Genomic DNA, 26,927 nt, shown 5'->3' on the forward strand with positions numbered 1-26,927 from the left:
TATAATAAACGGTATGAAAATCGTATCAGGAATCTATGGGGGACGTCCCCTCAAGACACTAGAAGGAAAGACGACAAGACCTACTTCGGATAAGGTTAGGGGAGCCATTTTTAACATGATTGGTCCCTACTTTGAAGGGGGACGAGTCTTGGACCTGTATGCAGGTAGTGGTGGTTTATCTATCGAGGCAGTCTCGCGTGGCATGTCCAGCGCTGTTTTGGTGGAACGAGACCGTAAGGCTCAGGCTATCGTGGCTGAAAATATTCAGATGACCAAGGAAGTTGGAAAATTTGAGCTCCTCAAGATGGATGCAGAAAGGGCATTGGAACAGGTATCTGGGGAATTTGACCTCATTTTCTTAGACCCTCCTTATGCCAAGGAACAAATCGTAGCAGATATTGAAAAAATGGATGAGAAAGAGCTTTTTTCTGAAGATGTCATGGTCGTGTGTGAGACGGATAAGGCCGTCGAACTTCCAGAAGAAATTGCCTGCCTGGGTATCTGGAAGGAAAAAATTTATGGAATTAGTAAGGTGACAGTTTATGTCAGATAAGATTGGCTTATTCACAGGCTCATTTGATCCGATGACAAATGGGCATCTGGATATGATTGAACGGGCGAGCAGACTCTTTGATAAGCTCTATGTCGGTATTTTTTTTAATCCCCATAAACAAGGATTTCTCCCTATCGAAAATCGTAAACGGGGGCTAGAAACGGCTTTGAAACATTTGGAAAATGTTGAAGTTGTGTCTTCTCATGATGAATTGGTGGTTGATGTTGCAAAAAGACTGGGGGCTACTTTCCTAGTGCGAGGCTTGAGAAATGCGTTGGATTTGCAATATGAAGCCAGTTTTGATTACTACAATCATCAGCTGTCTCCTGATATAGAGACCATTTATTTACATAGCAGACCTGAACATCTCTATATCAGTTCATCAGGTGTTAGGGAACTATTGAAGTTCGGTCAGGATATTGCCGGCTATGTTCCTGATAGTATTTTGGAGGAAATAAGAAATGAAAAAAAAGATTAGATGGCCCTTATATGTCATTGCGGCCTTGATTGTGACTTTCTTGGCATTTGTAGTGCCCTTGCCTTATTATATAGAGGTTCCAGGTGGTTCGGAAGATATTCGCCAAGTTCTTAAAGTAAATGACACAGAAGATAAGGAAGCTGGGGCCTATCAATTCGTTACGGTTGGTGTCCAGCACGCTACTTTAGCCCATATGATTTATGCTTGGTTGACGCCTTTTACAGATATTCGTAGTGCCCAAGAGACTACAGGTGGCTCTTCCGATGTTGAATTTATTCGGATCAATCAATTCTACATGCAAACATCACAAAACATGGCCAAGTATCAAGGGTTAAAAACAGCTGGTAAGGATATTGAACTCAAATATCTTGGGGTTTATGTTTTGACTGTGACAGATAATTCAACCTTTAAAGGGATTCTCAACATCTCTGATACGGTCACAGCAGTCAATGATCAGACCTTCGACAGTTCCAAAGATTTGATTGATTATGTCAATTCTCAAAAATTAGGGGACTCCGTCAAGGTCACCTATGAAGAGGATGGGCAAACCAAGTCTGCAGAAGGAAAAATTATTACTCTAGAAAATGGCAAAAATGGGATTGGAATCGGTTTGATTGACCGTACGGAAGTGACCAGTGATGTCCCAATTCGCTTTTCAACAGCTGGTATCGGCGGACCAAGTGCTGGTCTCATGTTTAGTCTGGCCATCTATACCCAAATAGCTGACCCTGGCCTTAGAAATGGCCGTATCGTTGCCGGTACAGGTACCATTGACCGCGATGGTAATGTGGGGGACATTGGAGGTATTGATAAGAAAGTTGTAGCTTCAGCTAGAGAAGGTGCCGCGATTTTCTTTGCACCTGATAATCCTGTTAGCGAAGAAGAAAAGACAGCACATCCTGATGCTAAAAACAACTACCAAACAGCCCTAGAAGCAGCTAAAACAATCAAGACGGATATGAAAATCGTGCCTGTTAAAACCCTACAAGATGCAATTGATTACTTGAAAAACAATCCCTAGTTTTAAGTTAAGTTTCCAAACTAGCGCACAAACAGAGAAGATGGTATAATAGTCAAATGGTTCAATTATTATTCACTCTAAGCAGTCACATGCTCTTTATTTATGTGAGTTTTTACCTTTTAAAGAATCTTGTTAGATGGGAAAAGGTTTTAAAAGTGACAGCTGAGAATACAGGAAAAGTTCGTTTACTAGTAGCCTTTTTCAGCATTGTAATGGGCTATATCATGAGTTCTTTCTTTATCAGCCTATATCAGTTGTGGCAAGAAGCGCTTAGAGGATTATTATAAAATCAAATGTAAAGGAAATAAGTATGGAAAAAATTGTGGTTCAAGGTGGCGATAATCGTCTGGTAGGAAGTGTTACGATTGAAGGAGCAAAGAATGCAGTCTTACCTTTGTTGGCAGCGACTATTCTAGCAAGTGAAGGGAAGACCGTCTTGCAGAATGTTCCTATCTTGTCAGATGTTTTCACTATGAATCAGGTGGTTCTCGGTTTAAATGCCAAGGTGGATTTTGATGAGGAAGCTCATCTTGTCGAGGTGGATGCGACTGGCGATATCACAGAGGAAGCTCCTTACAAGTATGTCAGCAAGATGCGTGCATCTATCGTTGTCTTGGGACCAATTCTTGCCCGTGTAGGTCATGCCAAGGTATCCATGCCAGGTGGTTGTACGATTGGTAGCCGCCCTATTGATCTTCATTTAAAAGGTCTGGAAGCTATGGGGGCTAAGATTAGTCAAACAGCTGGTTACATCGAAGCCAAGGCTGATCGCTTACATGGAGCTCATATCTATATGGATTTCCCAAGTGTTGGTGCTACTCAGAACTTGATGATGGCAGCGACTCTGGCTGATGGGGTGACAGTGATTGAAAATGCTGCGCGTGAGCCTGAGATTGTGGACCTAGCCATTCTCCTCAATGAAATGGGAGCTAAGGTTAAGGGGGCTGGTACAGAGACCATTACCATTACAGGTGTTGAGAAACTTCATGGTACGACTCACAATGTAGTCCAAGACCGTATCGAAGCCGGAACCTTTATGGTAGCTGCTGCCATGACTGGTGGTGATGTCTTGATTAAAGACGCTGTCTGGGAGCACAACCGTCCCTTGATTGCCAAGTTACTTGAAATGGGAGTGGAAGTGACAGAGGAGGCTGAAGGAATTCGAGTTCGCTCTCAACTAGAAAATTTAAAAGCTGTTCATGTGAAAACCTTGCCCCACCCAGGATTTCCAACAGATATGCAGGCCCAATTTACAGCCTTGATGACCGTTGCAAAAGGGGAATCAACTATGGTGGAGACAGTTTTCGAAAATCGTTTCCAACATCTAGAAGAAATGCGTCGCATGGGCTTGCACTCTGAGATTATCCGTGATACAGCTCGTATTGTTGGTGGTCAACCTTTGCAGGGGGCAGAAGTTCTTTCAACTGACCTTCGTGCCAGTGCTGCCTTGATTTTGACAGGTTTGGTGGCACAAGGAAAAACTGTAGTTGGTAAATTGGTTCACTTGGATAGAGGTTACTACCGTTTCCATGAGAAGTTGGCACAGCTAGGTGCTAAGATTCAGCGGATTGAGGCAAGTGATGAAGATGAATAAGAAATCAAGCTACGTAATCAAGCGTTTACTTCTAGTCATTTTGGTACTGTTTTTAGGTGCTCTAGCCCTAGGTATCGGCTTAATGGTAGGTTATGGAATCTTGGGCAAGGGTCAAGATCCATGGGCTATCCTGTCTCCAGCAAAATGGCAGGAATTGATTCATAAATTTACAGGAAATTAGGCTGGAGAACCAGTCTTTTTCTAGAGATAAGGAGAAAAATGGATAAAAAAACAAGACAGACACTGATCGGACTGCTAGTGTTATTGCTTTTATCTGCGGGAAGCTATTATATCAAGCAGATGCAGTCGACAGCTAATAGTCCTAAAACAAAGGTTAGTCAGAAAAAACAAGCGTCGGAAGCTCCTAGTCAAGAATTGGCAGAAAGTGTCTTAACAGACGCAGTCAAGAGTCAAATAAAAGGGAGTCTGGAGTGGAATGGCTCAGGTGCTTTTATCGTCAATGGTAATAAAACAAATCTAGATGCCAAGGTTCAAGTAAGCCCTACGCTGATAATAAAACAAAGACAGTGGGAAAGGAAACAGTGCCAACCGTAGCAAATGCCCTCTTGTCTAAGGCTACTCGTCAGTACAAGAATCGTGAAGAAACTGGGAATGGTTCGACTTCATGGACTCCTCCAGGCTGGCATCAGGTTAAGAATCTAAAGGGTACTTATACCCATGCGGTCGATAGAGGTCACTTGTTAGGCTATGCCTTAATCGGTGGCTTGGATGGTTTTGATGCCTCGACAAGCAATCCTAAAAACATTGCTGTTCAAACAGCCTGGGCAAATCAGGCTCAAGCCGAGGATTCGACTGGTCAAAACTACTATGAAAGCATGGTACGTAAGGCCTTGGATAAAAACAAGCGTGTTCGTTACCGTGTAACTCTTTATTATGCTTCAAACGAGGATTTAGTTCCTTCAGCTTCACAGATTGAAGCCAAGTCTTCAGACGGAGAATTGGAATTTAATGTTCTAGTTCCCAATGTTCAAAAAGGGCTTCAACTGGATTACCGAACTGGAGAAGTGACTGTTACTCAGTAAAATACAAAATAAACTCCTATGTCACTTGTGGATATAGGAGTTCTTTCTTACTAGTTTAAGCAGGGCTACAATAGACACTGATACTCAATGAAAATCAAAGTGCAAACTAGGAAGCTAGCCGCAGGTTACTCAAAGCACAGTTTTGAGGTTGCAGATAAAGCTGACGTGGTTTGAAGAGATTTTCGAAGAGTATGGGAAAAATAATATGTACTGGACTATATTTTGTGATATAATAAAGGATAAGATACTATTTTAGGAGAAGAACTATGGAAGACCCAAGTAGTCAGAATTTGTTGCTACAATTTGTTTTATTGTTTATCTTGACGGTGTTAAATGCCTTTTTCTCAGCCACAGAAATGGCCATGGTTTCACTTAACCGTGCGCGGGTTGAACAAAAGGCAGAAGAAGGAGATAGACGCTATATCCGTCTGCTGAAGGTACTAGAAAATCCTAACCACTTTTTATCAACTATTCAAGTAGGAATTACCTTGATTACGATCTTGTCAGGGGCAAGTTTGGCAGAAACTCTGGGACGAGAAATTGCATCTTGGCTTGGAAATGGCGAAACAGCTTATGCTATTGCAAGTTTTCTATCTTTAGCATTTTTGACTTATATTTCTATCGTTTTTGGGGAATTGTATCCTAAGAGAATCGCTCTTAACCTAAAGGACGCTTTAGCGATTCGTACAGCGCCAGTTATTATTGGTCTGGGGAAACTAGTTAGTCCTTTTGTCTGGCTCTTGTCTGCGTCTACCAATCTTTTGAGTCGTTTGACTCCTATGACCTTTGATGATGCTGACGAAAAAATGACCCGTGATGAAATTGAGTACATGCTGACAAATAGTGAAGAAACACTAGATGCTGACGAAATTGAGATGTTACAAGGGATTTTTTCACTAGATGAACTGATGGCCAGAGAAGTCATGGTTCCTCGAACGGATGCCTTTATGGTCGATATTCAGGATGATAGTCAAACCATTATCCAAAGCATTTTAAAACAAAACTTCTCCCGTATACCAGTTTATGATGGGGATAAAGACAATGTGATTGGAATCATTCATACCAAGAGTCTCCTTAAGGCAGGCTTTGTGGACGGTTTTGACAATATTGTTTGGAAGAAAATCTTACAAGATCCACTTTTTGTTCCTGAAACTATTTTTGTGGATGACTTGTTAAAAGAATTGCGCAATACCCAAAGACAAATGGCAATCTTGCTGGATGAATACGGTGGGATGGCTGGTTTGGTGACCCTGGAAGACCTCTTAGAGGAAATCGTTGGGGAAATCGATGACGAAACAGATAAGGCTGAAATCGAAGTTCATAAAATTGGAGAAGATACTTATATCGTTCAAGGCACCATGAATCTCAATGATTTTAATGACTACTTTGATGTTGAACTGGAAAGTGATGATGTTGATACCATCGCTGGTTACTATTTGACAGGAGTGGGGACCATTCCAACGACTGAGAAACTCAGTTATGAATTAGTCAGCCAAAACAAACAGCTTATCCTAACCAATGATAAAGTGAAAAATGGACGTGTTACCAAGGTAAAAGTCCAAATTACCGAAGTTGAAATAGAAGAAGAAACAGAGTAAACTAGAGGCTTTTGTCACCAGGCGTGACGAAGCTTTTTTCAGTTGATTTCAAGAGGGAATTGTGTCCTCGAAAAACTCAGCCCCAACCTAGTCTCAAAAGTTTTTTAAGGTTATACGTATTTATTCGAGGAAAAAAGAAAAAAGCCCTTTAAATTGGGCTTTCTGTTTAAATGAAACCTGAAAAAATCAAGTTATAGAAGGCGGTAGACGGATTTGAACCGACGATCAAGCTTTTGCAGAGCCGTGCCTTACCACTTGGCTATACCGCCTTAACGTTTATTATTATACCTTGAAAATGATTTTCAGTCAATAGCTTTTTCAGATTTTTTGTGTCAATAAGCCTAAATATTCTGAAAATTCGTTTACTTTTCTTGAAATCTATGATATAATTGATGATAACCTATACTTTATTTATAAGAGGAGTAAATAAATGAAAAAAAGTCAAGTGCTTGCTGTAGCGGGAGCTACCTTATTAGCGTCAGGAGTTCTAGCTGCGTGTTCAAACACTAGTTCAAATAATGCTAAACTAGCAAAAGATTACCAATATGTCTATCAAACAGATCCAGAAACTTTGGATTATATCGTCAGCAATATCGATTCAACATCATTCGTCACAACAAATGCTGTAGATGGTTTGTTGGCTAATGATAAATATGGTAACTTGGTTCCTTCTATTGCTGAATCATGGACAGTTTCAAAAGATGGTTTGACATATACCTATAAAATCCGTAAGGATGCTAAATGGGTGACAGCAGAGGGAGAGGAATACGCTCCTGTAACTGCTAAAGACTTCGTTACTGGTTTGAAACACGCCGTAGATGGAAAATCAAAAGGACTTTCAATCGTTAGCTCTTCTATTAAGGGATTAGAAGCCTATATCAAGGGTGAAACAAGCGATTTTTCAACCGTTGGAGTAAAAGCACTTGATGATCAAACACTAGAATATACCTTGAACCAGCCAGAAACTTTCTGGAATGACAAGACCACTAGTGGTGTTTTGATGCCGGTTAATGAAGAATTCTTAACTTCAAAAGGGGAAGGTTTTGGTGCCCCAACCGATGCTAACTCTATTCTTTATAACGGTCCATTTGTCTTAAAATCTGTAACTCCAAAATCATCTATCGAGATGGCTAAAAATGATGCTTACTGGGACAAAGAAAATGTAAAAATTGAGAACGTTAAGTTCACTTTCTGGGATGGTAAGGACCAAGATGTGATTGCCAAAGGTTTTGCTGATGGTCAATATAGCAAGGCTCGTATCTTCCCTACAAGTTCTACATATGAAAAATATGCAGCTGACTTTAAAGATAACATTTACTTTAATGAACCAGGAGCGGGTGTTGCAACTGTCAGCTTGAACTATGGCCGTACAACCTATAATCATACTGCCAAAACAAGTGATGCTCAAAAGACATCTACTCAGAAAGCATTGCTAAACAAGGAATTCCGTCAAGCCTTGAACTTTGCTGTCGATCGCAATTCTTACTCAGCTCAAACAAATGGTACTGATGGAGCTGCAGTAGCCATCCGTAATACATTCGCACCATATAATCTTCAAGTTGGTAAGAAAACATTTGGTGAATTGGTACAAGATAGCTTGGCTAAGACAAATTCTTCTACTTGGTCAAACGTGTCTCTAGCAGATTCTCAAAATGGCCTTTACAATGAAGAAAAAGCGAAAGAAGTCTTTGCTAAAGCCAAATCAAGTCTACAAGCTGAAGGTGTTGAATTCCCAATCCACTTGGATGCCCTGGTTATCCAAGAATCAACAGCGGTTGTAAACCGTGTTCAATCATTGAAACAATCAATTGAAAAAGTATTGGGTTCAGATAATGTTGTTGTAGACTTACAACAAATGACTCAAGCAGAAGCTTTACCAATTTCATTTAGCGCTCCAACAGCTAAAGAGCAAGACTGGGATATCCATACCTTGCTAGGATGGAACCCGGACTATCAAGATCCTTCTACTTTCTTGGATCAATTCGTCCTTAAGGGAGGAAGCACTCGCCTTTACCTTGGTATTGACCAAAACACAGATGCATCAGTAGTAAGCAAACTTGGTTTAGCTGACTATGGAAAATTACTTGATGACGCAAACAGCGAAAACCAAGATGTTCAAAAACGTTATGAAAAATACGCGGTGGCACAAGCTTGGTTGACTGACAATGCTTTGACAATTCCAGTAATGGCTTCTCCTAAAGAAACAGCCGTTTCATATGTTTCAAAAGTTCTACCATTTAGCTCTTCATATTCTGTAGCCGGCCTTAAAGGTGAAAATTCAGGATACTTGAAGTACACTGAAGTTGGTGAAAAAGCAATCACCAAAGAAGAGTATGAAAAAGCTCGTGAAAAATGGTTGAAAGAAAAGACTGAGTCAAACGAAAAAGCTCAAAAAGAATTGGCAAGTCATGTGAAGTAAATAATTTTCAATAGAACTTTCTCTCCATGAGGAGAAGGTTCTTTTGGGATTTTTAAAGGAAATGATATGAAAAAATATATTTTTATGCGTGTTTTGCGGTCCTTGGTTTCTATCTTCTTAGTAACAACCTTGACTTACACGATTATCTATACAATGGTTCCTCGAAAATTGATTTTCAAACAGGATACCAACTATAACAAGATTGCTACAACTGCTGATAAACGTGATAACTATGAGAATACCGTTTATGAGCGTATGGGCTATATCGAGTACTACGATACCAAAGAGTTGCAAGAAAAAGCTAGCCAGATGGATGCTTCTGTAACAGTTGAAGCCAATGATACCAACAAGGCTATCTATGAAAAATACATCAAACAAATCGGTCATGGTTGGACCCTGGGAGAATTTACTGAAAGTGGCCAATTCTACGCTACGCGTGAAATCCCGATTTTTGAACGTGTTTTTCACTTCTATGCTAACTTGATTGACATTGATCATACAAATAAAATTCAAGACCCTGAAAATCCAGACTTGAAACGTTACCTTCGTTTTGAAAACGATCCAGCGATCGGATGGTCCTTGGTCGGTTCAGGAACAAAACACAAATATCTCTTGTACTTCAACAGTCAGTTCCCGTTTGTGCATCAAAACTTTGTGAACATTAATTTAGGTGACTCTTATCCAACCTATGCTAATAGCCCTGTTTTACAGGTCATTACTCAAGGACAAGGGCAAACAAAAACATCTCAAGTTCAGTTCCCAACAGGTAAGAAAACTTCTTCTGTAAATATTTACTCAAGAACCTACAAATCGCCTAGTCAGGCTGATTCTCGTGAAGTAGCCAACTATGGGAAAGATGACCCATATACTGCAACTGAAAGCAACTACCAATATCCTTCTATGATTGCTAGCTCTGCAGTCGTTGGATTGATTGGTTTGGTGATTTCTTATGCGATTGCCGTGCCACTTGGTTCAGCTATGGCTCGCTTCAAGAATACTTGGATTGATAGCTTCTCAACAGGGTTTTTGACCTTCTTGATGGCCCTTCCAACCATTGCCTTGGTTTACATTGTTCGTTTGATTGGATCATCAATTGGTCTTCCAGATTCATTCCCTATTTTGGGTGCTGGAGATTGGCGTTCGTATGTTTTACCAGCAGTGATTCTTGGTTTGTTGGGTGCTCCTGGTACAGCTATTTGGATTCGTCGTTACATGATTGACTTGCAATCACAGGACTTTGTTCGTTTTGCTCGTGCCAAAGGTTTGTCTGAAAAAGAAATTTCAAACAAACACATCTTTAAAAATGCCATGGTTCCGCTGGTTTCAGGAATTCCTGGTGCCGTTATCGGGGTTATTGGTGGTGCAACCCTTACTGAAACAGTCTTCGCCTTCCCAGGTATGGGTAAAATGTTGATTGACTCTGTAAAAGCATCTAATAACTCTATGGTCGTTGGTCTTGTCTTCATCTTTACATGTATTTCTATCTTCTCACTTCTTTTGGGAGATATTTGGATGACTATTATTGACCCACGTATTAAATTGACTGAGAAAGGAGGCAAATAATGTCTACAATCGATAAAGAAAAATTTCAGTTTGTAAAACGTGACGATTTTGCCTCTGAAGCTATTGATGCGCCAGCTTATTCATACTGGGGTTCAGTGTTTAGACAATTTATGAAGAAGAAATCAACTGTAGTCATGTTGGGAATCTTGGTAGCTATCATTTTGATGAGTTTCATCTACCCAATGTTTTCTAAGTTTGATTTCAATGATGTCAGCAAGGTAAACGACTTTAGTGCTCGTTATATCAAGCCAAATGCTGAGCATTGGTTCGGTACAGACAGTAACGGTAAATCTCTTTTTGACGGTGTCTGGTTCGGAGCTCGTAACTCTATCCTCATTTCTGTGATTGCGACAGTAATTAACTTGGTTATCGGTGTTTTTGTCGGTGGTATTTGGGGAATTTCAAAATCAGTTGACCGCGTGATGATGGAAGTTTATAACGTCATCTCAAACATCCCATCTCTTTTGATTGTCATTGTCTTGACTTACTCAATCGGAGCTGGATTCTGGAATCTGATTTTTGCCATGAGTGTGACGACATGGATTGGGATTGCCTTCATGATCCGTGTGCAAATCTTGCGTTATCGTGACTTGGAATACAACTTGGCGTCACGTACTCTGGGAACACCAACCTTGAAGATTGTTGCCAAAAATATCATGCCTCAATTGGTATCTGTTATTGTGACAACCATGACTCAAATGCTTCCAAGCTTTATCTCATACGAAGCCTTCTTGTCATTCTTCGGTCTTGGATTACCAATTACCGTGCCAAGTTTGGGTCGTTTGATTTCGGATTATTCACAAAACGTAACAACCAATGCTTACTTGTTCTGGATTCCATTGACAACTCTTGTCTTGGTATCCTTATCCCTTTTCGTAGTTGGTCAAAACTTAGCGGATGCTAGTGATCCACGTACACATAGATAGGAGTAGAAATGACAAAAGAAAAAAATGTAATTTTGACTGCTCGCGATATTGTCGTGGAATTTGACGTTCGTGACAAAGTATTGACAGCCATTCGCGGCGTTTCCCTTGAACTAGTTGAAGGAGAAGTATTAGCCTTGGTAGGTGAGTCAGGATCAGGGAAATCTGTTTTGACAAAGACATTCACAGGTATGCTTGAAGAAAACGGTCGCATTGCCCAAGGTAGTATTGACTACCGTGGTCAAGATTTGACAGCTTTATCTTCTCACAAGGATTGGGAACAAATTCGTGGCGCTAAGATTGCGACTATCTTCCAAGATCCAATGACTAGTTTGGACCCAATTAAAACAATTGGTAGTCAGATTACAGAAGTTATTGTAAAACACCAAGGAAAAACAGCTAAAGAAGCGAAAGAATTGGCCATTGACTACATGAATAAGGTTGGGATTCCAGATGCAGATAGACGTTTTGATGAATACCCATTCCAATATTCTGGAGGAATGCGTCAACGTATCGTTATTGCGATTGCTCTTGCCTGCCGACCTGATGTCTTGATTTGTGATGAGCCAACGACTGCCTTGGATGTGACCATCCAAGCTCAGATTATTGATTTGTTGAAATCTTTACAAAACGAGTACCATTTCACAACAATCTTTATCACCCACGACCTTGGTGTGGTGGCAAGTATTGCAGATAAGGTAGCGGTTATGTATGCAGGAGAAATCGTTGAGTATGGAACTGTTGAGGAAGTCTTCTATGACCCTCGCCATCCATATACATGGAGTCTCTTGTCTAGCTTGCCTCAGCTTGCTGATGATAAAGGGGATCTTTACTCAATCCCAGGAACACCTCCGTCACTTTATACTGACCTGAAAGGTGATGCCTTTGCCTTGCGTTCTGACTATGCAATGCAGATTGACTTCGAACAAAAAGCTCCTCAATTCTCAGTATCAGAGACACATTGGGCTAAAACTTGGCTACTTCATGAGGATGCTCCAAAAGTAGAAAAACCAGCTGTGATTGCAAATCTCCATGATAAGATTCGTGAAAAAATGGGATTTGCCCATCTGGCTGACTAGGAGGAAGGAAATGTCTGAAAAATTAGTAGAAATCAAAGATTTAGAAATTTCCTTCGGTGAAGGAAGTAAGAAGTTTGTCGCAGTTAAAAATGCTAACTTCTTTATCAACAAGGGAGAAACTTTCTCGCTTGTAGGTGAGTCAGGTAGTGGGAAAACAACTATTGGTCGTGCCATCATCGGTCTTAATGATACAAGTAATGGGGATATCATTTTTGATGGTCAAAAGATTAATGGTAAGAAATCGCGTGAACAAGCTGCAGAATTGATTCGTCGTATCCAGATGATTTTTCAAGATCCTGCCGCAAGTTTGAATGAACGTGCGACTGTTGATTATATTATTTCTGAAGGTCTTTACAATCATCATCTGTTCAAGGATGAAGAAGAACGTAAAGAGAAAGTTAAAAATATTATCCGTGAAGTGGGGCTTCTTGCTGAGCACTTGACTCGTTACCCTCATGAATTCTCAGGTGGTCAACGTCAACGTATCGGTATTGCCCGTGCCTTGGTCATGCAACCAGACTTTGTTATTGCGGATGAGCCCATTTCAGCCTTGGACGTTTCTGTGCGTGCTCAAGTCTTGAACTTGCTCAAAAAATTCCAAAAAGAACTTGGTTTGACCTATCTCTTCATCGCCCATGACTTGTCTGTCGTTCGCTTTATTTCAGATCGTATCGCAGTTATTTACAAGGGTGTTATTGTAGAGGTTGCAGAAACAGAAGAATTGTTTAACAATCCAATTCACCCATATACTCAAGCCTTGCTTTCAGCGGTACCAATCCCAGATCCAATCTTGGAACGTAAGAAGGTCTTGAAAGTTTACGACCCAAGTCAACACGACTATGAGACTGATAAGCCATCTATGGTAGAAATCCGTCCAGGTCACTATGTTTGGGCTAACCAAGCCGAATTGGCGCGTTACCAACAAGGGTTAAATTAATAATGGTTTTATAATTTCCATGTCAACTTTTATGGAAATTATAAACCTTTTTTGTTGGACTGATTTGAAAAAACTTTGAAAGAATTTTCGAAAGAAATAGAATTCTTAGAAAATCATTGAATTATAGTGAGATGAAATAAAATCTGAACAACTCGATTAGGAAAGTCAAATTAATTTCTAGAAAAGGTTTAGAAGTCGCGGCGTATTACTCTAGCTTCAATCTACTATAGTCTAATACTCTTCGAAAATCTCTTCAAACCACGTCAGCTCTATCTGCCACCTCAAAACAGTGTTTTGAGCAACCTGCGGCTAGCTTCCTAGTTTGCTTTTTGATTTTCATTGAGTCTAATATCTACAATGTAAAAAACTCTAGCTATCAGTTCATTGATAGTTAGAGTTTTTTCTATTCATATGATTTAAGGAGTTTAAATAAAGCTTCTATTTCTGATGACGGTGTAGCTGATTTAAGGTAAGCGTAATAAACTGTAAAAGTTATCTTATCCTTCGGTATAAGAGGAATTTTTATTAAATCGTCATCTTCATCAGAAAGTGCGATATCAGCCAGTAAACTAAGGCCAATTCCTTTCTTTAAAAGTTCTTTAAGAATGACAATGTCATCAGTCTTAAAGAATATTTCTGCCTTGTTTTGATGCTTTTGATTAAGCGTTTCAAAAGCTTTCAGGTGAACAAAGTGTTCGTCTAAGAGTATAAAGGATTGATCTACTAATTCTTCAAAAGCGAGGGAAGGAGCAGTGGCAAAAGGATGGTTCTTAGATAAAACGACATACAGTTCTTTATGAAATAGCTCGTGTGTCTCTATTGAAGGATAATTGAGAGGTTCAATCAAACCGAGTAGGCTTACATTAAGGTCTCCCTTAAGGAGAAGGTTTAATAACTCTACGGAACCACCGCGGATAGGACGTATCTTTTTTAAAAAATCGAATTTATCTTTTTCGTTTAAGGCAGCAAAGAGATACTGAATGATAATAGGAGGGAATCCTACAGTAGAGTATTGTGCCAAGGAGCGATTAATTTCTTTGCGAGTAGAAATGAACTCAGGTAAAATCAGTTCTGTATGCTTTAGAAGGATTTGTCCTTGAGGAGTTAGCTTGAAGGAACGATGCGAGGGGTCATGGTGAATCAATTTGCAGTTAAAGTATTCCTCTAAGCGCTTGATAGCATAAGAAATAGATGGTTGGCTGACTTTATGTTGTTTTGCTACTTCCGTATAGGATTGAAGCTGGCAGAGGTCATAAAAATATTGTAGATCTTTTAAATTCATATGGGTTCACTTTCATTAGTTGGAGAAGGAAAATAAGTGGAAAACAGCAGATAAATAATTTTTATCCGTATCCTACAATTTGACTATACGAGTATTCACCAGTTAAAATGTAAGTGAGTCAGGGATCTCAAAGATTATCTAAGATACTCTCAAAAATGACCAACATTTTTTCTCGTTTATCAATAGGGAGCTGTTTAATCTTCATGTTGATTCTTTTGAGTGAAAGATTGTCACTCTTATCAGAGGTTGATTCAAGGCTATCAAAATTGAAAAATTCCTCTGGGGTTATTTCTAGGGCGTCAATCACTTTTTCAAGACTGTGAATGGTCAGATTCACATTTTGGTTTTCAAGTTGATTGATATACTTAAGCCCGAGGCCTGCTTGTTCTGAAAGTTCTTCCTGGCTCATTTTATTCTGTGTTCGAAAATATTTCACTTTTTGGGAAATATATTGTTGTAAATAGTTTTTAGTTGTCATATAAATAGAATACAAGTTTTATATGACAAAAAAACACCTTAAAAAATACAAAGTATTACATAACATACCTATATGATATTTATTTTAATTAGGATTGTCAATTTGTATGATTGGTTTATTTTACTCGAAACTTTTAGTAAAGAGAGATCATCGAGAGTTTGATGAGTTCAGAAATTTATAACATATGCGTATACAATTGTATTATTTAAACAACAACGTTTTACGAACAATTCGTTTCATGTGGTATAATATAAGTAAAAAGGAGGTTGCACTATGACTTCACATGATATTTTAAACAATCCTTTACTCAATAAAGGTACTGCCTTTACCTTAGAGGAGCGAAAGGAACTAGGCCTTATTGGTTTATTGCCACCGTATGTTCAAACGATTGAAGAACAAGCGGCGCAAACTTATGCACAAATGCAAACAAAAGCCAATGATTTGGAAAAACGTCTTTTTCTAATGGAAATTTTTAATACCAACAGGACTCTTTTCTATTACCTTTTTTCTCAACATTTGGAAGAATTCAATCCAATTGTATATGATCCAACTATTGCAGATACGATTGAAGGCTATAGTGATCTTTTTGTAGATCCCCAATATGCGGGATATCTTGATATTAATCATCCTGAAAATATTGAAGCTACTTTGAAAAACGCTGCCGGGGGTCGCGAGATTCGTCTCATTGTTGTAACAGATGCAGAAGGAATCCTTGGAATTGGCGACTGGGGAACAAATGGTGTCGATATTTCTGTTGGGAAATTGATGGTCTATACGGGTGCTGCTGGAATCGATCCTTCGATGGTCCTTCCTTTAGTCATTGATGCAGGGACTAACCGTGAAGAACTTCGTAACAATCCTAATTACTTAGGAAATCGTCACGAACGGGTCTGCGGAGATCGTTACTACGACTTCATTGACCAATTTGTTCAAACAGCAGAACGTCTCTTTCCTAAACTCTACCTTCACTGGGAAGACTTCGGCCGCTTGAATGCAGCCAATATTCTTGAAAAATACCGGAAACAAATTCCGACCTTTAATGATGATATTCAAGGTACAGGAATCGTTACCTTGGGTGGTATCTTTGGTTCGCTGGATATTAGTGGTGAAAAATTAATAGATCAAGTTTATCTTTGCTATGGTGGTGGTACTGCGGGTGCAGGAATTGCCTCTCGTGTTCTTCGTGAAATGGTAAGTGAAGGTCTTTCTGAAGAAGAAGCCTATAAACGGTTCTTTATGGTTGATAAACAAGGTCTTCTCTTTGATGACATGGATGACTTGACACCAGAGCAAAAACCATTTGCTAAGAAACGTGCTGACTTTAGTAACGCAGATAAGTTGACTGACCTGCTTGAAGTAGTGAAGACTGTGAAGCCAACCATTCTTGTAGGAACTTCAACTCAGCCTAATACCTTCACTAAAGAAATAGTAGAAGCTATGTGTGAAAACACAGAACATCCAATGATCTTCCCTTTGTCAAACCCAACTAAATTGGCAGAAGCTAGTGCCAAAGATTTGATTGAATGGTCAGATGGTAAAGCTTTTGTCGCAACAGGAATTCCTGCTGATACGGTTTCTTATAAAGGTGTAGACTATGTGATTGGTCAAGCAAATAATGCCCTGATTTACCCAGGTCTTGGTCTAGGTATGCTGGCTTCTGAAGCAAGTCTTTTGACTGATGAAATGATTGGAGCAGCGGCGCATTCATTGAGTGGTATTGTCAATCCAGGCCAACCAGGAGCTCCTGTCTTGCCACCATTCAAGTATGTAGCAGATGTTTCTATTAAAGTAGCAGAAGCAGTCGCTAAAAAAGCACAAGAGCAAGGTCTTGCACGCGCTAAGGAAACAGATATGGCCAAAGCAGTTCGTGATTTGAAGTGGTATCCAGAGTATAAATAATTCATTTCTGTTGCCTATCCTCGGGATACTTGGCTTATTTTGGATATGTTAGCAATCTACAGAGTTGATAACCGAAAAGTAAAGAGATTGTCGTATTGACTATTGGTTTTAAACAGTATAAAATAACTGTCGATTTTTTGTCCGACTGCAAGAGTTAGTTTAATACTATACTAAAATCAAAACGCATTATATAATAGTGATATGAAATCAACCAAAAAAGAAATACAAGCCATCAAAACACTTTTAAAAAACTCTAGTACAACTAAATACCATAAAAGTCTTCAAATCGTTCTATTTTGTCTAATGGGCAAATCTTTGAAATTATCCTAAAAGAATTGAAAGAATTATGAAAGAATTTTCGAAAAATTTTAAAAAATTCTGAAATATTCTTGACAGGTGATGAAAAAGGTGGTAAGATAGGAAACATCAAAAAAGAAAGCAGAAAAAGAAATGAACAAGAAACAAGCTGTAACGATGAATCAAAACTTTTACTTTAGCTACTTTAGATAGTGTTTGTAGACATGTCACCATGGATGCAAACAGTTCAAGCAATTTGTTTGTATCTATGTGGCTAAGATTTTTGATTGTGGTCCATATAGATGAATATCTAAATGGACTAGCAAAGTTATAACTTGTTAGATTATTTCAAGCATCCGTTTAGGTATTATCTAGGCGGTTTTTTGTTTTATACTCTTCGAAAATCAAATTCAAACCACGTCAACGTCGCCTTGCCGTACTCAAGTACAGCCTGCGGCTAGTTTCCTAGTTTGCTCTTTGATTTTCATTGAGTATTATCTTTTCTGAGAAGGAGTTTCATTATGAAAGTTGTTCGAAAATTACTAGCACCCCTCTTGGTAGTGGGGATTCTCTTGACCTCTCTGATCAGTTTGCATCAGTTGAAGGCAGATAAGAAAAAAGATGTATTTCGTATCGGTATTTCACAATTTATTACCCACCAGTCTCTAGACGCTACCAGAGAAGGCTTTGTGGATGAGCTGGCCAAGCAAGGCTATGTTGAAGGGAAAAATATCGAGATTGATTTGCAAAATGCACAGGGAGAACAACGAAATCTTAAAACGATTTCCCAGCAACTAGCAGAATCTAGTGATGTCGTTCTAGCTATTGCAACGCCTTCTGCTCAGAGCTTGGCCAATACAACACAAACGACACCTGTTATCTTTTCAGCGGTAACAGATCCTGTCAGTTCCAAGTTGGTTGAGTCAAGAGAGCATCCTGGGGGCAATGTGACTGGGACAAGTGACCAGTCATCAGATGCCATTTCAACCCAAATCAATTTGATAAAGAAAGTGTTGCCAAAAGCTAAAACAATTGGAATTCTTTATACTCAGAGCGAGCCAAACTCAGTTGTCCAAAAGGATGAAGCTAAGCGTCTTCTGGAAGAAAAAGGCTTTACCGTTGTTGAAAAAACAATCTTGGACAGTAACAACGTCAAGGCGGCAGCAGAGAGTTTGATGGCAGAGGTGGATATGGTTTTTGTCCCAACGGATAATATCATTTCGTCAACCATGGAAACAGTTAAGCAGGTTTCTATTAAACACAAGGTTCCAGTATTCGGTGGTTCAACAGAAATGATTGCTGTTGGTGGCTTGTATAACTACGGAACCAATTATGAAGAATTAGGAAGACAGACAGCTCGCATGTTGATTCGTGTCTTAAAAGGTGAGAAGCCAGAAAATATAGCAGTTGAGTTGCCTGAAAAACTGGAATTGCATACCAATCAAGAAATGGCAGATGCATTGGGAATTGATATTAGTAAGTTAGAAGGCAAGGAATAAGGAGGTTTGAGATGAATTTTGTATTATCTAGTTTATCAGAAGGTTTGCTATGGTCGATTATGGCTATTGGGGTCTACTTGACTTTCCGTATTTTGGATATTGCAGATATGACTGCTGAAGGAGCCTTTCCTCTGGGGGCAGCAGTCGTTGTATCTCAGATACAGGCAGGGACAAATCCTTGGATTGCGACCTTACTTGCTTTGCTGGCAGGTATGGTAGCAGGTCTTGTATCAGGAATGCTTCACACCAAGATGAAAATTCCAGCTCTCTTGACAGGGATTGTGACCTTGACAGGGCTTTATTCCATCAATATTAAAATCATGGGAAGTGTGCCCAATCTTTCCTTGGGAGATTCTTCGACTGTCTTTAAACAGTTGGCGAGCTTAGGACTGACAAATGAAGAAGCTGTTTTCTCATTCAGTTTGGCCTGTCTCTTACTTGTTTGTTTGGTCTTGACTCTTTTGATGAAAACAGAGATTGGCTTGGTCTTGCGTTCGACTGGGGACAATATTCCGATGAGTGAGGCCAATGGGGTCAATGTAGACACCATGAAGATTGTTGGTTACATGATTTCAAACGGCTTGATTGCCCTATGTGGTTCTTTGTTTGCCCAAAATGATGGATTTTCAGATGTGACTTCTGGGACAGGAACCATTGTTGTTGGTTTGAGTGCAGTGATTATTGCGGAAGTCTTGATCCACGATTTGACCATTGGAGGCCGTTTGTTATCCATCGGAATTGGTGCAATTGTTTACCGTTTGATTATTTTAAATATCTATGAAATTCCAAATCTAGATCAAAACCTGGTTCGTCTCTTTAATGCAATCTTGTTAGCCTTAGTTTTATTTGCACCAGAATTGCAAAAGAGATTAAAGATTCGTGGTCTGAAATTGAGAAATGAATAGGAGGAGAAAGTTATGGCAAGTTTGTTAACACTTGAAAATATTCACAAAACATTTGAAGCAGGGACGGTCAATGAGAACCATGTCCTCAAAGGGTTAGATTTAGAGGTTGAAGAGGGAGATTTTATCTCTGTGATCGGTGGAAATGGAGCAGGGAAATCCACTTTGATGAATATCTTGGCTGGCAATCTATCGGTGGACGAAGGGGACCTTTTATTGGCAGGCAAATCCATTAAAAATCTGAGTGTAAGAAAGAGAGCCAAGGATATCGCCCGTGTTTTTCAAGATCCTAAGATGGGAACAGCTTCTCGTTTGACGATTGAGGAGAATATGGCTATTGCCTTGAGACGCGGGCAGAAGAGAGGGCTTGGTTGGGGCGTGAAGGAGAAGGATAGAATCCAGTTCCAAGAGGCCTTGAAGGAGTTGAATATTGGTCTTGAAAGCCGCTTAAAAGTAGATACTCAATACCTCTCAGGAGGACAAAGACAGGCTTTGACCCTAGTCATGGCAGCTCTGGTGAAACCCAAACTCTTGCTTTTGGATGAACATACTGCGGCACTTGACCCGAAAACGAGTCAAATGGTGATGGATTTGACGCAAAAGATTGTGGAACACCATCAGTTGACGACTTTGATGATTACCCACGATATGAACCATGCGATTGAGTACGGCAATCGTCTCATTATGCTCTATCAGGGTAAGATAGTGGTGGATGTCAAGGGAGAGGAGAAAAAGCATCTGACGGTTGAAGATCTCATGCATCTCTTCCAGAAAAATAGTGGCCAAAGTCTAGTTAGTGATGAATTAGTTTTGGGATAAAGAAAAAGGCTGAGATGTGGTGTCTCAGTCTTTTATTAGTACAAATGGATAGGCAGAAATATGAAATTGATACTCTTCGAAAATCTCTTCAAACCGTGTCAACTCTATCTGCAACCTCCAAACCGTGTTTTGAGCAGCCTGTGGCTAGCTTCCTAGTTTGCTCTTTGATTTTCAGTGAGTATAAACTCAGTAGGGAGCTCTCTTTTGCAGAAAAGCAGGGTTCTTTTTGCTGTCTATTCCCTCCCTGAAAGCGTAAAACAAACTAGTCAGGGTGGCTAGTTTGTGGTATAATGAAAGAGACTCAAAAAGAAACAGGAGAAAAATGATGGATTTACTATTAGCAATTGTATTGATTGTGCTAGCTTTTCTAGGAGGAGCTCTTGGAGGGATGTACTTGGTTCGTAAGCAAATTGAAAAAGAATTCGCTGACAACCCACGTTTGAATGCTGAAGCAGTTCGTACTCTTTTGAGTGCAAATGGTCAAAAACCAAGCGAAGCTAAGGTACAACAAGTTTACCACCAAATCATCCGCCAACAAAAGGCAGCCCTTGCTAACAATAAAAAGAAAAAATAAATAAGGAAAAGTCTGGGATGAAAGTTCCAGACTTCTCACTATGTTGGTTATGGTTTAGGAATGCGACTTTTTCCTTGCATTCTATTGATATTTGATTATGATTAAGAGAGATAGTTGTTGATTAGGATGTCATTCAGTTCATAAGGATCAATAATCATAATGAACTATCAATCAGAAAAAAGACTAGAAAGAAGACTGTATGGATAATCGACCAATTGGTTTTTTGGATTCGGGTGTCGGGGGCTTGACCGTTGTGCGCGAGCTCATGCGCCAGCTTCCCCATGAAGAAATCGTCTATATTGGAGATTCGGCACGGGCGCCCTATGGTCCCCGTCCTGCTGAGCAAATTCGTGAATATACTTGGCAGTTGGTCAACTTTCTTTTGACCAAGGATGTCAAAATGATTGTCATTGCTTGTAATACTGCGACTGCCGTCGTCTGGGAAGAAATCAAAGCTCAACTAGATATTCCTGTCCTAGGTGTGATTTTGCCAGGAGCTTCGGCAGCTATCAAGTCTAGCCAAGGTGGGAAAATCGGAGTGATTGGAACACCCATGACGGTACACTCAGACATCTACCGTCAGAAAATCCATGATTTGGATCCGGACTTACAGGTGGAGAGTTTGGCCTGTCCCAAGTTTGCTCCCTTGGTGGAGTCGGGTGCCCTGTCAACCAGTGTTACCAAGAAAGTGGTCTATGAAACCCTGCGTCCCTTGGTTGGAAAGGTGGATAGCTTGATTTTGGGCTGTACCCATTATCCACTCCTCAGACCTATTATTCAAAATGTCATGGGACCCAAGGTTCAGCTCATCGATAGTGGGGCAGAGTGCGTACGGGATATCTCAGTCTTACTTAATTATTTTGAAATCAATCGTGGTCGCGATGCCGGACCACTCCATCACCGTTTTTACACAACAGCCAGTAGCCAAAGTTTTGCACAAATTGGTGAAGAATGGCTGGAAAAAGAGATTCATGTGGAGCATGTAGAATTATGACAAATAAAATTTATGAATACAAGGATGACCAGGACTGGTATGTCGGGTCCTATGGTATTTTTGGTGGCGTCCGGACGTTGACGGATGATGACTTGGATTTTCCTCTATTGGAGTTTGCCCAAAGATTTCGAGATGAGGATCGAGGTTTTCCTGTTTCTGTTACTGTTTTACGCTATGGTTCCCTCTACCGTTTATTGTCTTTTGTGGTAGATATCCTCAACCAAGAAATGGGACGAAATGTGGAAGTCATCCAACGTCAAGGGGCTCTGCTCGTGGTTGAAAATGGGCAACTCTTGTATGTGGAATTGCCCAAAGAAGGGGTCGATGTTCATGATTTCTTTGAGACAAACAAGGTCAGAGAAACCTTATTGATTGCGACTCGAAACGAAGGCAAGACCAAAGAGTTCCGAGCTATCTTTGACAAGCTAGGCTACGATGTGGAAAATCTTAATGACTATCCTGACTTGCCTGAAGTAGCAGAAACAGGCATGACCTTCGAAGAAAATGCCCGTCTCAAGGCAGAAACTATTTCTCAATTAACAGGCAAGATGGTTCTGGCAGATGATTCTGGACTGAAAGTTGATGTCCTTGGTGGCTTGCCAGGTGTCTGGTCAGCTCGTTTCGCAGGTGTGGGAGCTACTGACCGTGAAAACAATGCCAAGCTCTTGCACGAATTGGCCATGGTCTTTGAACTCAAGGACCGCTCGGCTCAATTCCATACAACCCTAGTCGTAGCCAGTCCAAACAAGGAAAGCTTGGTTGTTGAAGCAGACTGGCATGGCTACATTAACTTTGAACCTAAGGGTGAAAATGGCTTTGGCTATGACCCTCTCTTCCTTGTAGGAGAGACAGGCAAGTCCTCAGCTGAATTAACCCTTGAAGAAAAAAATAGTCAATCTCACCGTGCCTTAGCCGTTAAGAAACTTTTGGAGGTATTTCCATCATGGCAAAGCAAACCATCATTGTAATGAGCGATTCTCATGGCGATAGCTTGATTGTGGAAGAAATCCGTGATCGCTATGTGGGCAAAGTTGATGCCGTTTTTCATAACGGCGATTCTGAACTGCGTCCTGATTCTCCCCTTTGGGAAGGCATCCGCGTTGTTAAAGGGAACATGGACTTCTACTCCGGCTACCCAGAACGTTTGGTGACTGAGCTTGGTTCGACCAAGATTATCCAAACCCATGGTCACTTGTTTGACATCAATTTCAACTTTCAAAAGTTGGACTACTGGGCTCAGGAAGAAGAGGCCGATATCTGTCTTTATGGTCACTTGCATGTGCCAAACGCTTGGATGGAAGGAAAGACTCTTTTTCTAAATCCAGGTTCTATCAGTCAACCGCGTGGGACCATCAGAGAATGTCTCTATGCTCGTGTGGAGATTGATGATAGTTACTTCAAAGTCGACTTTTTGACACGAGCTCATGAGGTGTATCCGGGCTTGTCCAAGGAGTTTAGCCGATGATTGCCAAGGAGTTTGAGACTTTCTTGTTGGGGCAAGAGGAAACTTTTTTGACTCCTGCTAAAAATCTAGCTGTGTTGATTGATACTCACAATGCGGATCATGCGACCCTCTTGCTCAGTCAGATGACCTATACCCGTGTTCCCGTTGTGACAGATGAAAAACACTTTGTTGGGACGATTGGGCTCAGAGATATTATGGCTTATCAGATGGAGCATGACTTTAGTCAAGAAATCATGGCAGATACGGATATCGTTCATATGACGAGAACGGACGTAGCAGTTGTCTCGCCTGATTTTACCATTACAGAGGTCTTGCACAAATTGGTAGATGAGTCCTTCTTGCCGGTTGTGGATGCGTCTGGTATTTTCCAAGGAATTATCACGCGCAAGTCTATCCTCAAGGCAGTGAATGCCCTCTTGCATGACTTTAGTAAGGAATATGAGATTCGATGCAAATGAGAGACAAGATTTCAGCCTTTTTAGAGGAAAAGCAGGGCTTATCTGCCAATTCTAAGCAGTCATATAAGTATGATTTAGAACAGTTTTTAGATTTGGTAGGTGAGCGGATTTCTGAGACCAGTCTCAAGATTTACCAAGCCCAGCTAGCCAATCTAAAAATCAGCGCCCAGAAGCGAAAGATTTCGGCCTGTAACCGATTTCTCTACTTTCTCTATCAAAAAGGAGAAGTGGATAGCTTTTACCGCTTGGAATTAGCTAAACAAGCTGAAAAGAAGACCGAAAAGCCAGAACTGTTAGACCTAGACTCTTTTTGGCAGGAAAGTGACTATCCAGAGGGTCGCTTGCTAGCACTCTTAATCCTAGAAATGGGGCTCTTGCCGAGTGAGATTTTAGCTCTCAAGGTTGAGGATATCAATCTGGATTTTCAGGTGTTGCGAATCCAGAAGGCTTCCCAACAGAGGATTGTCACCATTCCCACGAGCTTGCTTTCAGAATTGGAACCCTTGATGGGGCAGACCTATCTCTTTGAAAGGGCAGGGAAAGCCTATTCTCGTCAGTGGGCCTTCCGTCAGTTAGAAGCTTTTGTCAAGGAGAAAGGTTTCTCAACCTTATCCGCTCAAGCCTTGCGGGAACAGTTTATTCTAAGACAAATAGAAAAGAAGGTCAATTTGTACGAAATTGCAAAAAAATTAGGATTAAAAACAGTCCTGACCTTAGAAAAATATAGATAATGGATATTAAACTAAAAGATTTTGAAGGGCCCCTGGACTTGCTTTTGCACCTGGTTTCTAAGTACCAGATGGATATCTACGATGTGCCCATTACGGAAGTCATTGAACAGTATCTAGCCTATGTTTCAACCCTGCAGGCCATGCGTCTGGAAGTGACGGGCGAGTACATGGTTATGGCCAGTCAGCTCATGCTGATCAAGAGCCGTAAACTCCTTCCAAAGGTAGCAGAAGTGACCGATTTGGAGGATGACCTGGAGCAGGACCTTCTCTCTCAAATCGAAGAATACCGCAAGTTCAAGCTCTTGGGTGAGAATTTGGAAGCCAAGCACCAAGATCGGGCCCAGTACTATTCCAAAGCGCCGACAGAGTTGATTTACGAAGATGCGGAGCTTGTGCATGACAAGACGACCATTGACCTCTTTTTGGCTTTTTCAAATATCCTAGCCAAGAAAAAAGAGGAGTTTGCACAGAATCACACGACTATCTTGCGGGATGAGTATAAGATTGAGGACATGATGGCCATCGTAAAAGAGTCCTTGACCGGACGAGATCAATTGCGCTTGCAGGATTTGTTTAAGGAAGCCCAGAATGTGCAAGAGGTCATTACCCTCTTTTTGGCAACCCTAGAGTTAATCAAAACCCAGGAGCTGATCCTCGTGCAAGAGGAAAGTTTCGGAGATATTTATCTCATGGAAAAGAAGGAAGAAAGTCAAGTGGCCCAAAGCTAGACTTGATAGAGAGGAAAGATGAGTACTTTAGCAAAAATAGAAGCGCTCTTGTTTGTAGCGGGTGAAGATGGGATTAGAGTCCGCCAGTTAGCTGAACTCCTCTCTCTGCCACCGACAGGCATCCAACAGAGTTTAGAAAAATTAGTCCAGAAGTATGAAAGGGACCCAGATTCCAGTTTGGCCCTGATTGAGACAGGGGGCGCTTATAGATTGGTGACCAAGCCTCAGTTTTCAGAGATTTTGAAGGAATACTCTAAGGCACCTATCAACCAGAGTTTATCTCGGGCTGCCCTTGAGACCTTGTCCATCGTTGCCTACAAACAACCCATCACACGGATAGAAATTGATGCCATCCGTGGGGTCAACTCGAGTGGGGCCTTGGCAAAGTTGCAGGCCTTTGACTTGATACGAGAAGACGGGAAAAAAGAAGTGTTGGGTCGCCCCAACCTCTATGTGACTACAGATTATTTCCTAGATTACATGGGGATAAACCATTTAGAAGAATTACCAGTGATTGATGAGCTTGAGATTCAAGCCCGAGAAAGCCAATTATTTGGTGAAAGGATAGAAGAAGATGAGAATCAATAAGTATATTGCCCACGCAGGTGTGGCCAGTAGGAGAAAAGCAGAAGAGTTAATCAAGCAAGGCTTGGTGACGGTCAACGGCCAGGTGGTACGTGAACTCGCAACGACCATCAAGTCAGGAGACAAGGTCGAAGTAGAAGGTCAACCAATCTACAACGAAGAAAAGGTTTATTATCTGCTTAACAAACCACGAGGTGTTATTTCCAGTGTGACAGATGACAAGGGCCGTAAGACAGTTGTGGACCTCTTGCCCAACGTGAAAGAGCGCATCTACCCTGTAGGTCGTTTGGACTGGGATACATCAGGAGTCTTGATTTTGACCAATGATGGGGATTTTACGGATGAAATGATTCACCCTCGTAATGAGATTGATAAGGTTTATGTTGCGCGTGTTAAAGGTGTGGCCAATAAGGACAATCTTCGTCCCTTGACCCGTGGACTTGAGATTGATGGCAAGAAAACCAAGCCGGCTGTCTATGAGATTCTCAAAGTGGACCCAGTTAAAAACCGCTCTGTGGTACAGTTGACTATCCATGAAGGGCGTAACCACCAGGTTAAAAAGATGTTTGAAGCTGTCGGTCTTCAAGTGGACAAGTTGTCACGGACCCGTTTTGGACATCTAGACTTGACAGGACTCCGTCCAGGAGAATCCCGTCGTCTTAACAAAAAAGAAATCAGCCAACTACATACCATGGCTGTAACCAAGAAATAATGAAACGAATTTTAATAGCGCCTGTGCGCTTTTATCAACGGTTTATCTCGCCAGCCTTTCCCCCCTCTTGTCGCTTTGAGCCTACTTGTTCCAATTACATGATTCAGGCTATTGAAAAACATGGCTTTAAGGGTGTCTTGATGGGCTTGGCACGGATTTTACGTTGCCATCCCTGGTCGAAAACAGGTAAGGACCCCGTCCCAGACCACTTTTCACTCAAACGGAATCAAGAAGAAAAATGAGGATGGGTAAAAATATTTTAGTGAAATGATAAAAACGCATCCTATCAGGTTTGA

The 26,927-nt window shown here is 40.7% G+C and carries 28 protein-coding genes, 1 tRNA gene and 2 pseudogenes; 28 read left to right on the forward strand and 3 right to left on the reverse strand.

Translation table 11 applies throughout. The annotated features are described in order from the left end of the window. The first annotated feature begins 13 nt into the window (after positions 1-13). The 8 genes and pseudogenes from rsmD (at position 14) to SM12261_RS01500 (ending at position 6,287) form a co-directional block, all read left to right on the forward strand. Complete coding sequence (gene rsmD, locus SM12261_RS01460; protein WP_004238805.1) at positions 14-553, forward strand: 16S rRNA (guanine(966)-N(2))-methyltransferase RsmD; 540 nt, start codon at positions 14-16, stop codon at positions 551-553. Beyond that, on the forward strand, positions 543-1,031 hold the full coding sequence (gene coaD, locus SM12261_RS01465; RefSeq protein ID WP_001280765.1) for a pantetheine-phosphate adenylyltransferase: 489 nt from the start codon (positions 543-545) through the stop codon (positions 1,029-1,031). The genes rsmD and coaD overlap by 11 nt, the downstream gene beginning before the upstream one ends. After that, positions 1,015-2,052: a SepM family pheromone-processing serine protease gene (locus SM12261_RS01470; protein WP_000727271.1), complete on the forward strand. Its 1,038-nt coding sequence runs from the start codon at positions 1,015-1,017 to the stop codon at positions 2,050-2,052. Before coaD ends, SM12261_RS01470 begins: the two co-directional genes overlap by 17 nt. 56 nt (positions 2,053-2,108) lie before the next feature. Continuing rightward, a complete protein-coding gene (locus tag SM12261_RS01475) occupies positions 2,109-2,339 on the forward strand; it encodes a DUF1146 family protein (protein WP_000250399.1) in 231 nt (76 codons plus the stop codon). Positions 2,340-2,362: 23 nt separating this feature from the next. Next, positions 2,363-3,646: a UDP-N-acetylglucosamine 1-carboxyvinyltransferase gene (gene murA, locus SM12261_RS01480; RefSeq protein WP_000411901.1), complete on the forward strand. Its 1,284-nt coding sequence runs from the start codon at positions 2,363-2,365 to the stop codon at positions 3,644-3,646. Beyond that, positions 3,639-3,827: a DNA-directed RNA polymerase subunit beta gene (locus SM12261_RS01485; RefSeq protein ID WP_004241151.1), complete on the forward strand. Its 189-nt coding sequence runs from the start codon at positions 3,639-3,641 to the stop codon at positions 3,825-3,827. Before murA ends, SM12261_RS01485 begins: the two co-directional genes overlap by 8 nt. A gap of 38 nt (positions 3,828-3,865) precedes the next feature. Continuing rightward, positions 3,866-4,689 (forward strand): annotated as a pseudogene (gene endA / locus SM12261_RS01490) (DNA-entry nuclease EndA). A 266-nt stretch (positions 4,690-4,955) separates the two neighbouring features. Continuing rightward, a complete protein-coding gene (locus SM12261_RS01500; RefSeq protein ID WP_000390033.1) occupies positions 4,956-6,287 on the forward strand; it encodes a hemolysin family protein in 1,332 nt (443 codons plus the stop codon). A 198-nt stretch (positions 6,288-6,485) separates the two neighbouring features. Here the strand turns inward: SM12261_RS01500 and SM12261_RS01505 are convergent. Then, positions 6,486-6,556, reverse strand: a tRNA-Cys gene (locus SM12261_RS01505). 161 nt (positions 6,557-6,717) lie between these two features. On the opposite strand from SM12261_RS01505, the gene SM12261_RS01510 reads away from it, so the two are divergent. From SM12261_RS01510 to SM12261_RS01530, 5 genes are all read left to right on the forward strand, one after another. After that, positions 6,718-8,706 (forward strand): peptide ABC transporter substrate-binding protein, encoded by a 1,989-nt coding sequence (locus tag SM12261_RS01510; RefSeq protein ID WP_000749582.1) that lies wholly within the window; start codon positions 6,718-6,720, stop codon positions 8,704-8,706. Between the two features lie 66 nt (positions 8,707-8,772). Beyond that, positions 8,773-10,269, forward strand: coding sequence for an ABC transporter permease (locus SM12261_RS01515; RefSeq protein WP_000759915.1), 1,497 nt, complete (start codon positions 8,773-8,775; stop codon positions 10,267-10,269). Continuing rightward, positions 10,269-11,195 carry an oligopeptide ABC transporter permease OppC gene (gene oppC, locus SM12261_RS01520; RefSeq protein ID WP_000103691.1) on the forward strand — a complete coding sequence of 309 codons (927 nt, stop codon included), beginning with the start codon at positions 10,269-10,271 and terminating at the stop codon, positions 11,193-11,195. Before SM12261_RS01515 ends, oppC begins: the two co-directional genes overlap by 1 nt. Positions 11,196-11,203: 8 nt before the next feature. Continuing rightward, the gene (locus SM12261_RS01525; protein ID WP_000159550.1) at positions 11,204-12,271 is read left to right on the forward strand and encodes an ABC transporter ATP-binding protein; all 1,068 of its coding nucleotides are present in this window, start codon (positions 11,204-11,206) and stop codon (positions 12,269-12,271) included. Between the two features lie 10 nt (positions 12,272-12,281). Next, on the forward strand, positions 12,282-13,208 hold the full coding sequence (locus tag SM12261_RS01530; protein ID WP_001291284.1) for an ATP-binding cassette domain-containing protein: 927 nt from the start codon (positions 12,282-12,284) through the stop codon (positions 13,206-13,208). A 403-nt stretch (positions 13,209-13,611) separates the two neighbouring features. Here the strand turns inward: SM12261_RS01530 and SM12261_RS01540 are convergent, their stop codons facing one another. Together SM12261_RS01540 and SM12261_RS01545 are read right to left on the reverse strand one after the other, a co-directional pair. Next, on the reverse strand, positions 13,612-14,490 hold the full coding sequence (locus SM12261_RS01540) for a LysR family transcriptional regulator (RefSeq protein WP_001049302.1): 879 nt from the start codon (positions 14,488-14,490) through the stop codon (positions 13,612-13,614). A 127-nt stretch (positions 14,491-14,617) separates the two neighbouring features. After that, positions 14,618-14,968, reverse strand: coding sequence for a helix-turn-helix domain-containing protein (locus SM12261_RS01545; RefSeq protein ID WP_000208711.1), 351 nt, complete (start codon positions 14,966-14,968; stop codon positions 14,618-14,620). A gap of 273 nt (positions 14,969-15,241) precedes the next feature. On the opposite strand from SM12261_RS01545, the gene SM12261_RS01550 reads away from it, so the two are divergent. From SM12261_RS01550 to yidD, 15 genes and pseudogenes are all read left to right on the forward strand, one after another. After that, complete coding sequence (locus SM12261_RS01550) at positions 15,242-16,867, forward strand: malolactic enzyme (RefSeq protein ID WP_000200491.1); 1,626 nt, start codon at positions 15,242-15,244, stop codon at positions 16,865-16,867. 201 nt (positions 16,868-17,068) lie between these two features. Beyond that, a pseudogene (locus tag SM12261_RS01555) lies at positions 17,069-17,188 on the forward strand (IS630 family transposase); the annotation flags it as partial. Between the two features lie 497 nt (positions 17,189-17,685). Further along, positions 17,686-18,663: an ABC transporter substrate-binding protein gene (locus SM12261_RS01565; protein WP_000869843.1), complete on the forward strand. Its 978-nt coding sequence runs from the start codon at positions 17,686-17,688 to the stop codon at positions 18,661-18,663. A gap of 11 nt (positions 18,664-18,674) precedes the next feature. Then, positions 18,675-19,568 (forward strand): ABC transporter permease, encoded by an 894-nt coding sequence (locus SM12261_RS01570; protein WP_001012085.1) that lies wholly within the window; start codon positions 18,675-18,677, stop codon positions 19,566-19,568. Positions 19,569-19,580: 12 nt separating this feature from the next. After that, a complete protein-coding gene (locus tag SM12261_RS01575) occupies positions 19,581-20,384 on the forward strand; it encodes an ABC transporter ATP-binding protein (RefSeq protein ID WP_000157663.1) in 804 nt (267 codons plus the stop codon). A gap of 325 nt (positions 20,385-20,709) precedes the next feature. Continuing rightward, a complete protein-coding gene (locus SM12261_RS01580; RefSeq protein ID WP_000364990.1) occupies positions 20,710-20,958 on the forward strand; it encodes a YneF family protein in 249 nt (82 codons plus the stop codon). Positions 20,959-21,157: 199 nt separating this feature from the next. After that, a complete protein-coding gene (gene racE, locus SM12261_RS01585; protein WP_000370371.1) occupies positions 21,158-21,952 on the forward strand; it encodes a glutamate racemase in 795 nt (264 codons plus the stop codon). Continuing rightward, positions 21,949-22,920 (forward strand): nucleoside-triphosphate diphosphatase, encoded by a 972-nt coding sequence (locus SM12261_RS01590; protein WP_000182405.1) that lies wholly within the window; start codon positions 21,949-21,951, stop codon positions 22,918-22,920. The genes racE and SM12261_RS01590 overlap by 4 nt, the downstream gene beginning before the upstream one ends. Beyond that, positions 22,896-23,417 carry a metallophosphoesterase gene (locus SM12261_RS01595; RefSeq protein WP_001118957.1) on the forward strand — a complete coding sequence of 174 codons (522 nt, stop codon included), beginning with the start codon at positions 22,896-22,898 and terminating at the stop codon, positions 23,415-23,417. The genes SM12261_RS01590 and SM12261_RS01595 overlap by 25 nt, the downstream gene beginning before the upstream one ends. Further along, on the forward strand, positions 23,414-23,875 hold the full coding sequence (gene cbpB / locus SM12261_RS01600; RefSeq protein WP_000560719.1) for a cyclic-di-AMP-binding protein CbpB: 462 nt from the start codon (positions 23,414-23,416) through the stop codon (positions 23,873-23,875). Before SM12261_RS01595 ends, cbpB begins: the two co-directional genes overlap by 4 nt. Next, entirely contained in the window at positions 23,872-24,606 is a 735-nt protein-coding gene (gene xerD / locus SM12261_RS01605) for a site-specific tyrosine recombinase XerD (RefSeq protein ID WP_309150596.1), read from the forward strand. Before cbpB ends, xerD begins: the two co-directional genes overlap by 4 nt. Next, the gene (locus tag SM12261_RS01610; protein ID WP_000351900.1) at positions 24,606-25,334 is read left to right on the forward strand and encodes a segregation/condensation protein A; all 729 of its coding nucleotides are present in this window, start codon (positions 24,606-24,608) and stop codon (positions 25,332-25,334) included. Before xerD ends, SM12261_RS01610 begins: the two co-directional genes overlap by 1 nt. A gap of 18 nt (positions 25,335-25,352) precedes the next feature. Continuing rightward, positions 25,353-25,922 carry an SMC-Scp complex subunit ScpB gene (scpB, locus tag SM12261_RS01615; protein ID WP_000105308.1) on the forward strand — a complete coding sequence of 190 codons (570 nt, stop codon included), beginning with the start codon at positions 25,353-25,355 and terminating at the stop codon, positions 25,920-25,922. Further along, a complete protein-coding gene (locus SM12261_RS01620; protein ID WP_001222228.1) occupies positions 25,909-26,631 on the forward strand; it encodes a pseudouridine synthase in 723 nt (240 codons plus the stop codon). The genes scpB and SM12261_RS01620 overlap by 14 nt, the downstream gene beginning before the upstream one ends. After that, positions 26,631-26,873 (forward strand): membrane protein insertion efficiency factor YidD, encoded by a 243-nt coding sequence (gene yidD, locus SM12261_RS01625; protein WP_000821624.1) that lies wholly within the window; start codon positions 26,631-26,633, stop codon positions 26,871-26,873. The genes SM12261_RS01620 and yidD overlap by 1 nt, the downstream gene beginning before the upstream one ends. Positions 26,874-26,927: the final 54 nt, after the last annotated feature.

The organism is Streptococcus mitis NCTC 12261 (assembly GCF_000148585.2).
Lineage (GTDB): Bacteria > Bacillota > Bacilli > Lactobacillales > Streptococcaceae > Streptococcus > Streptococcus mitis.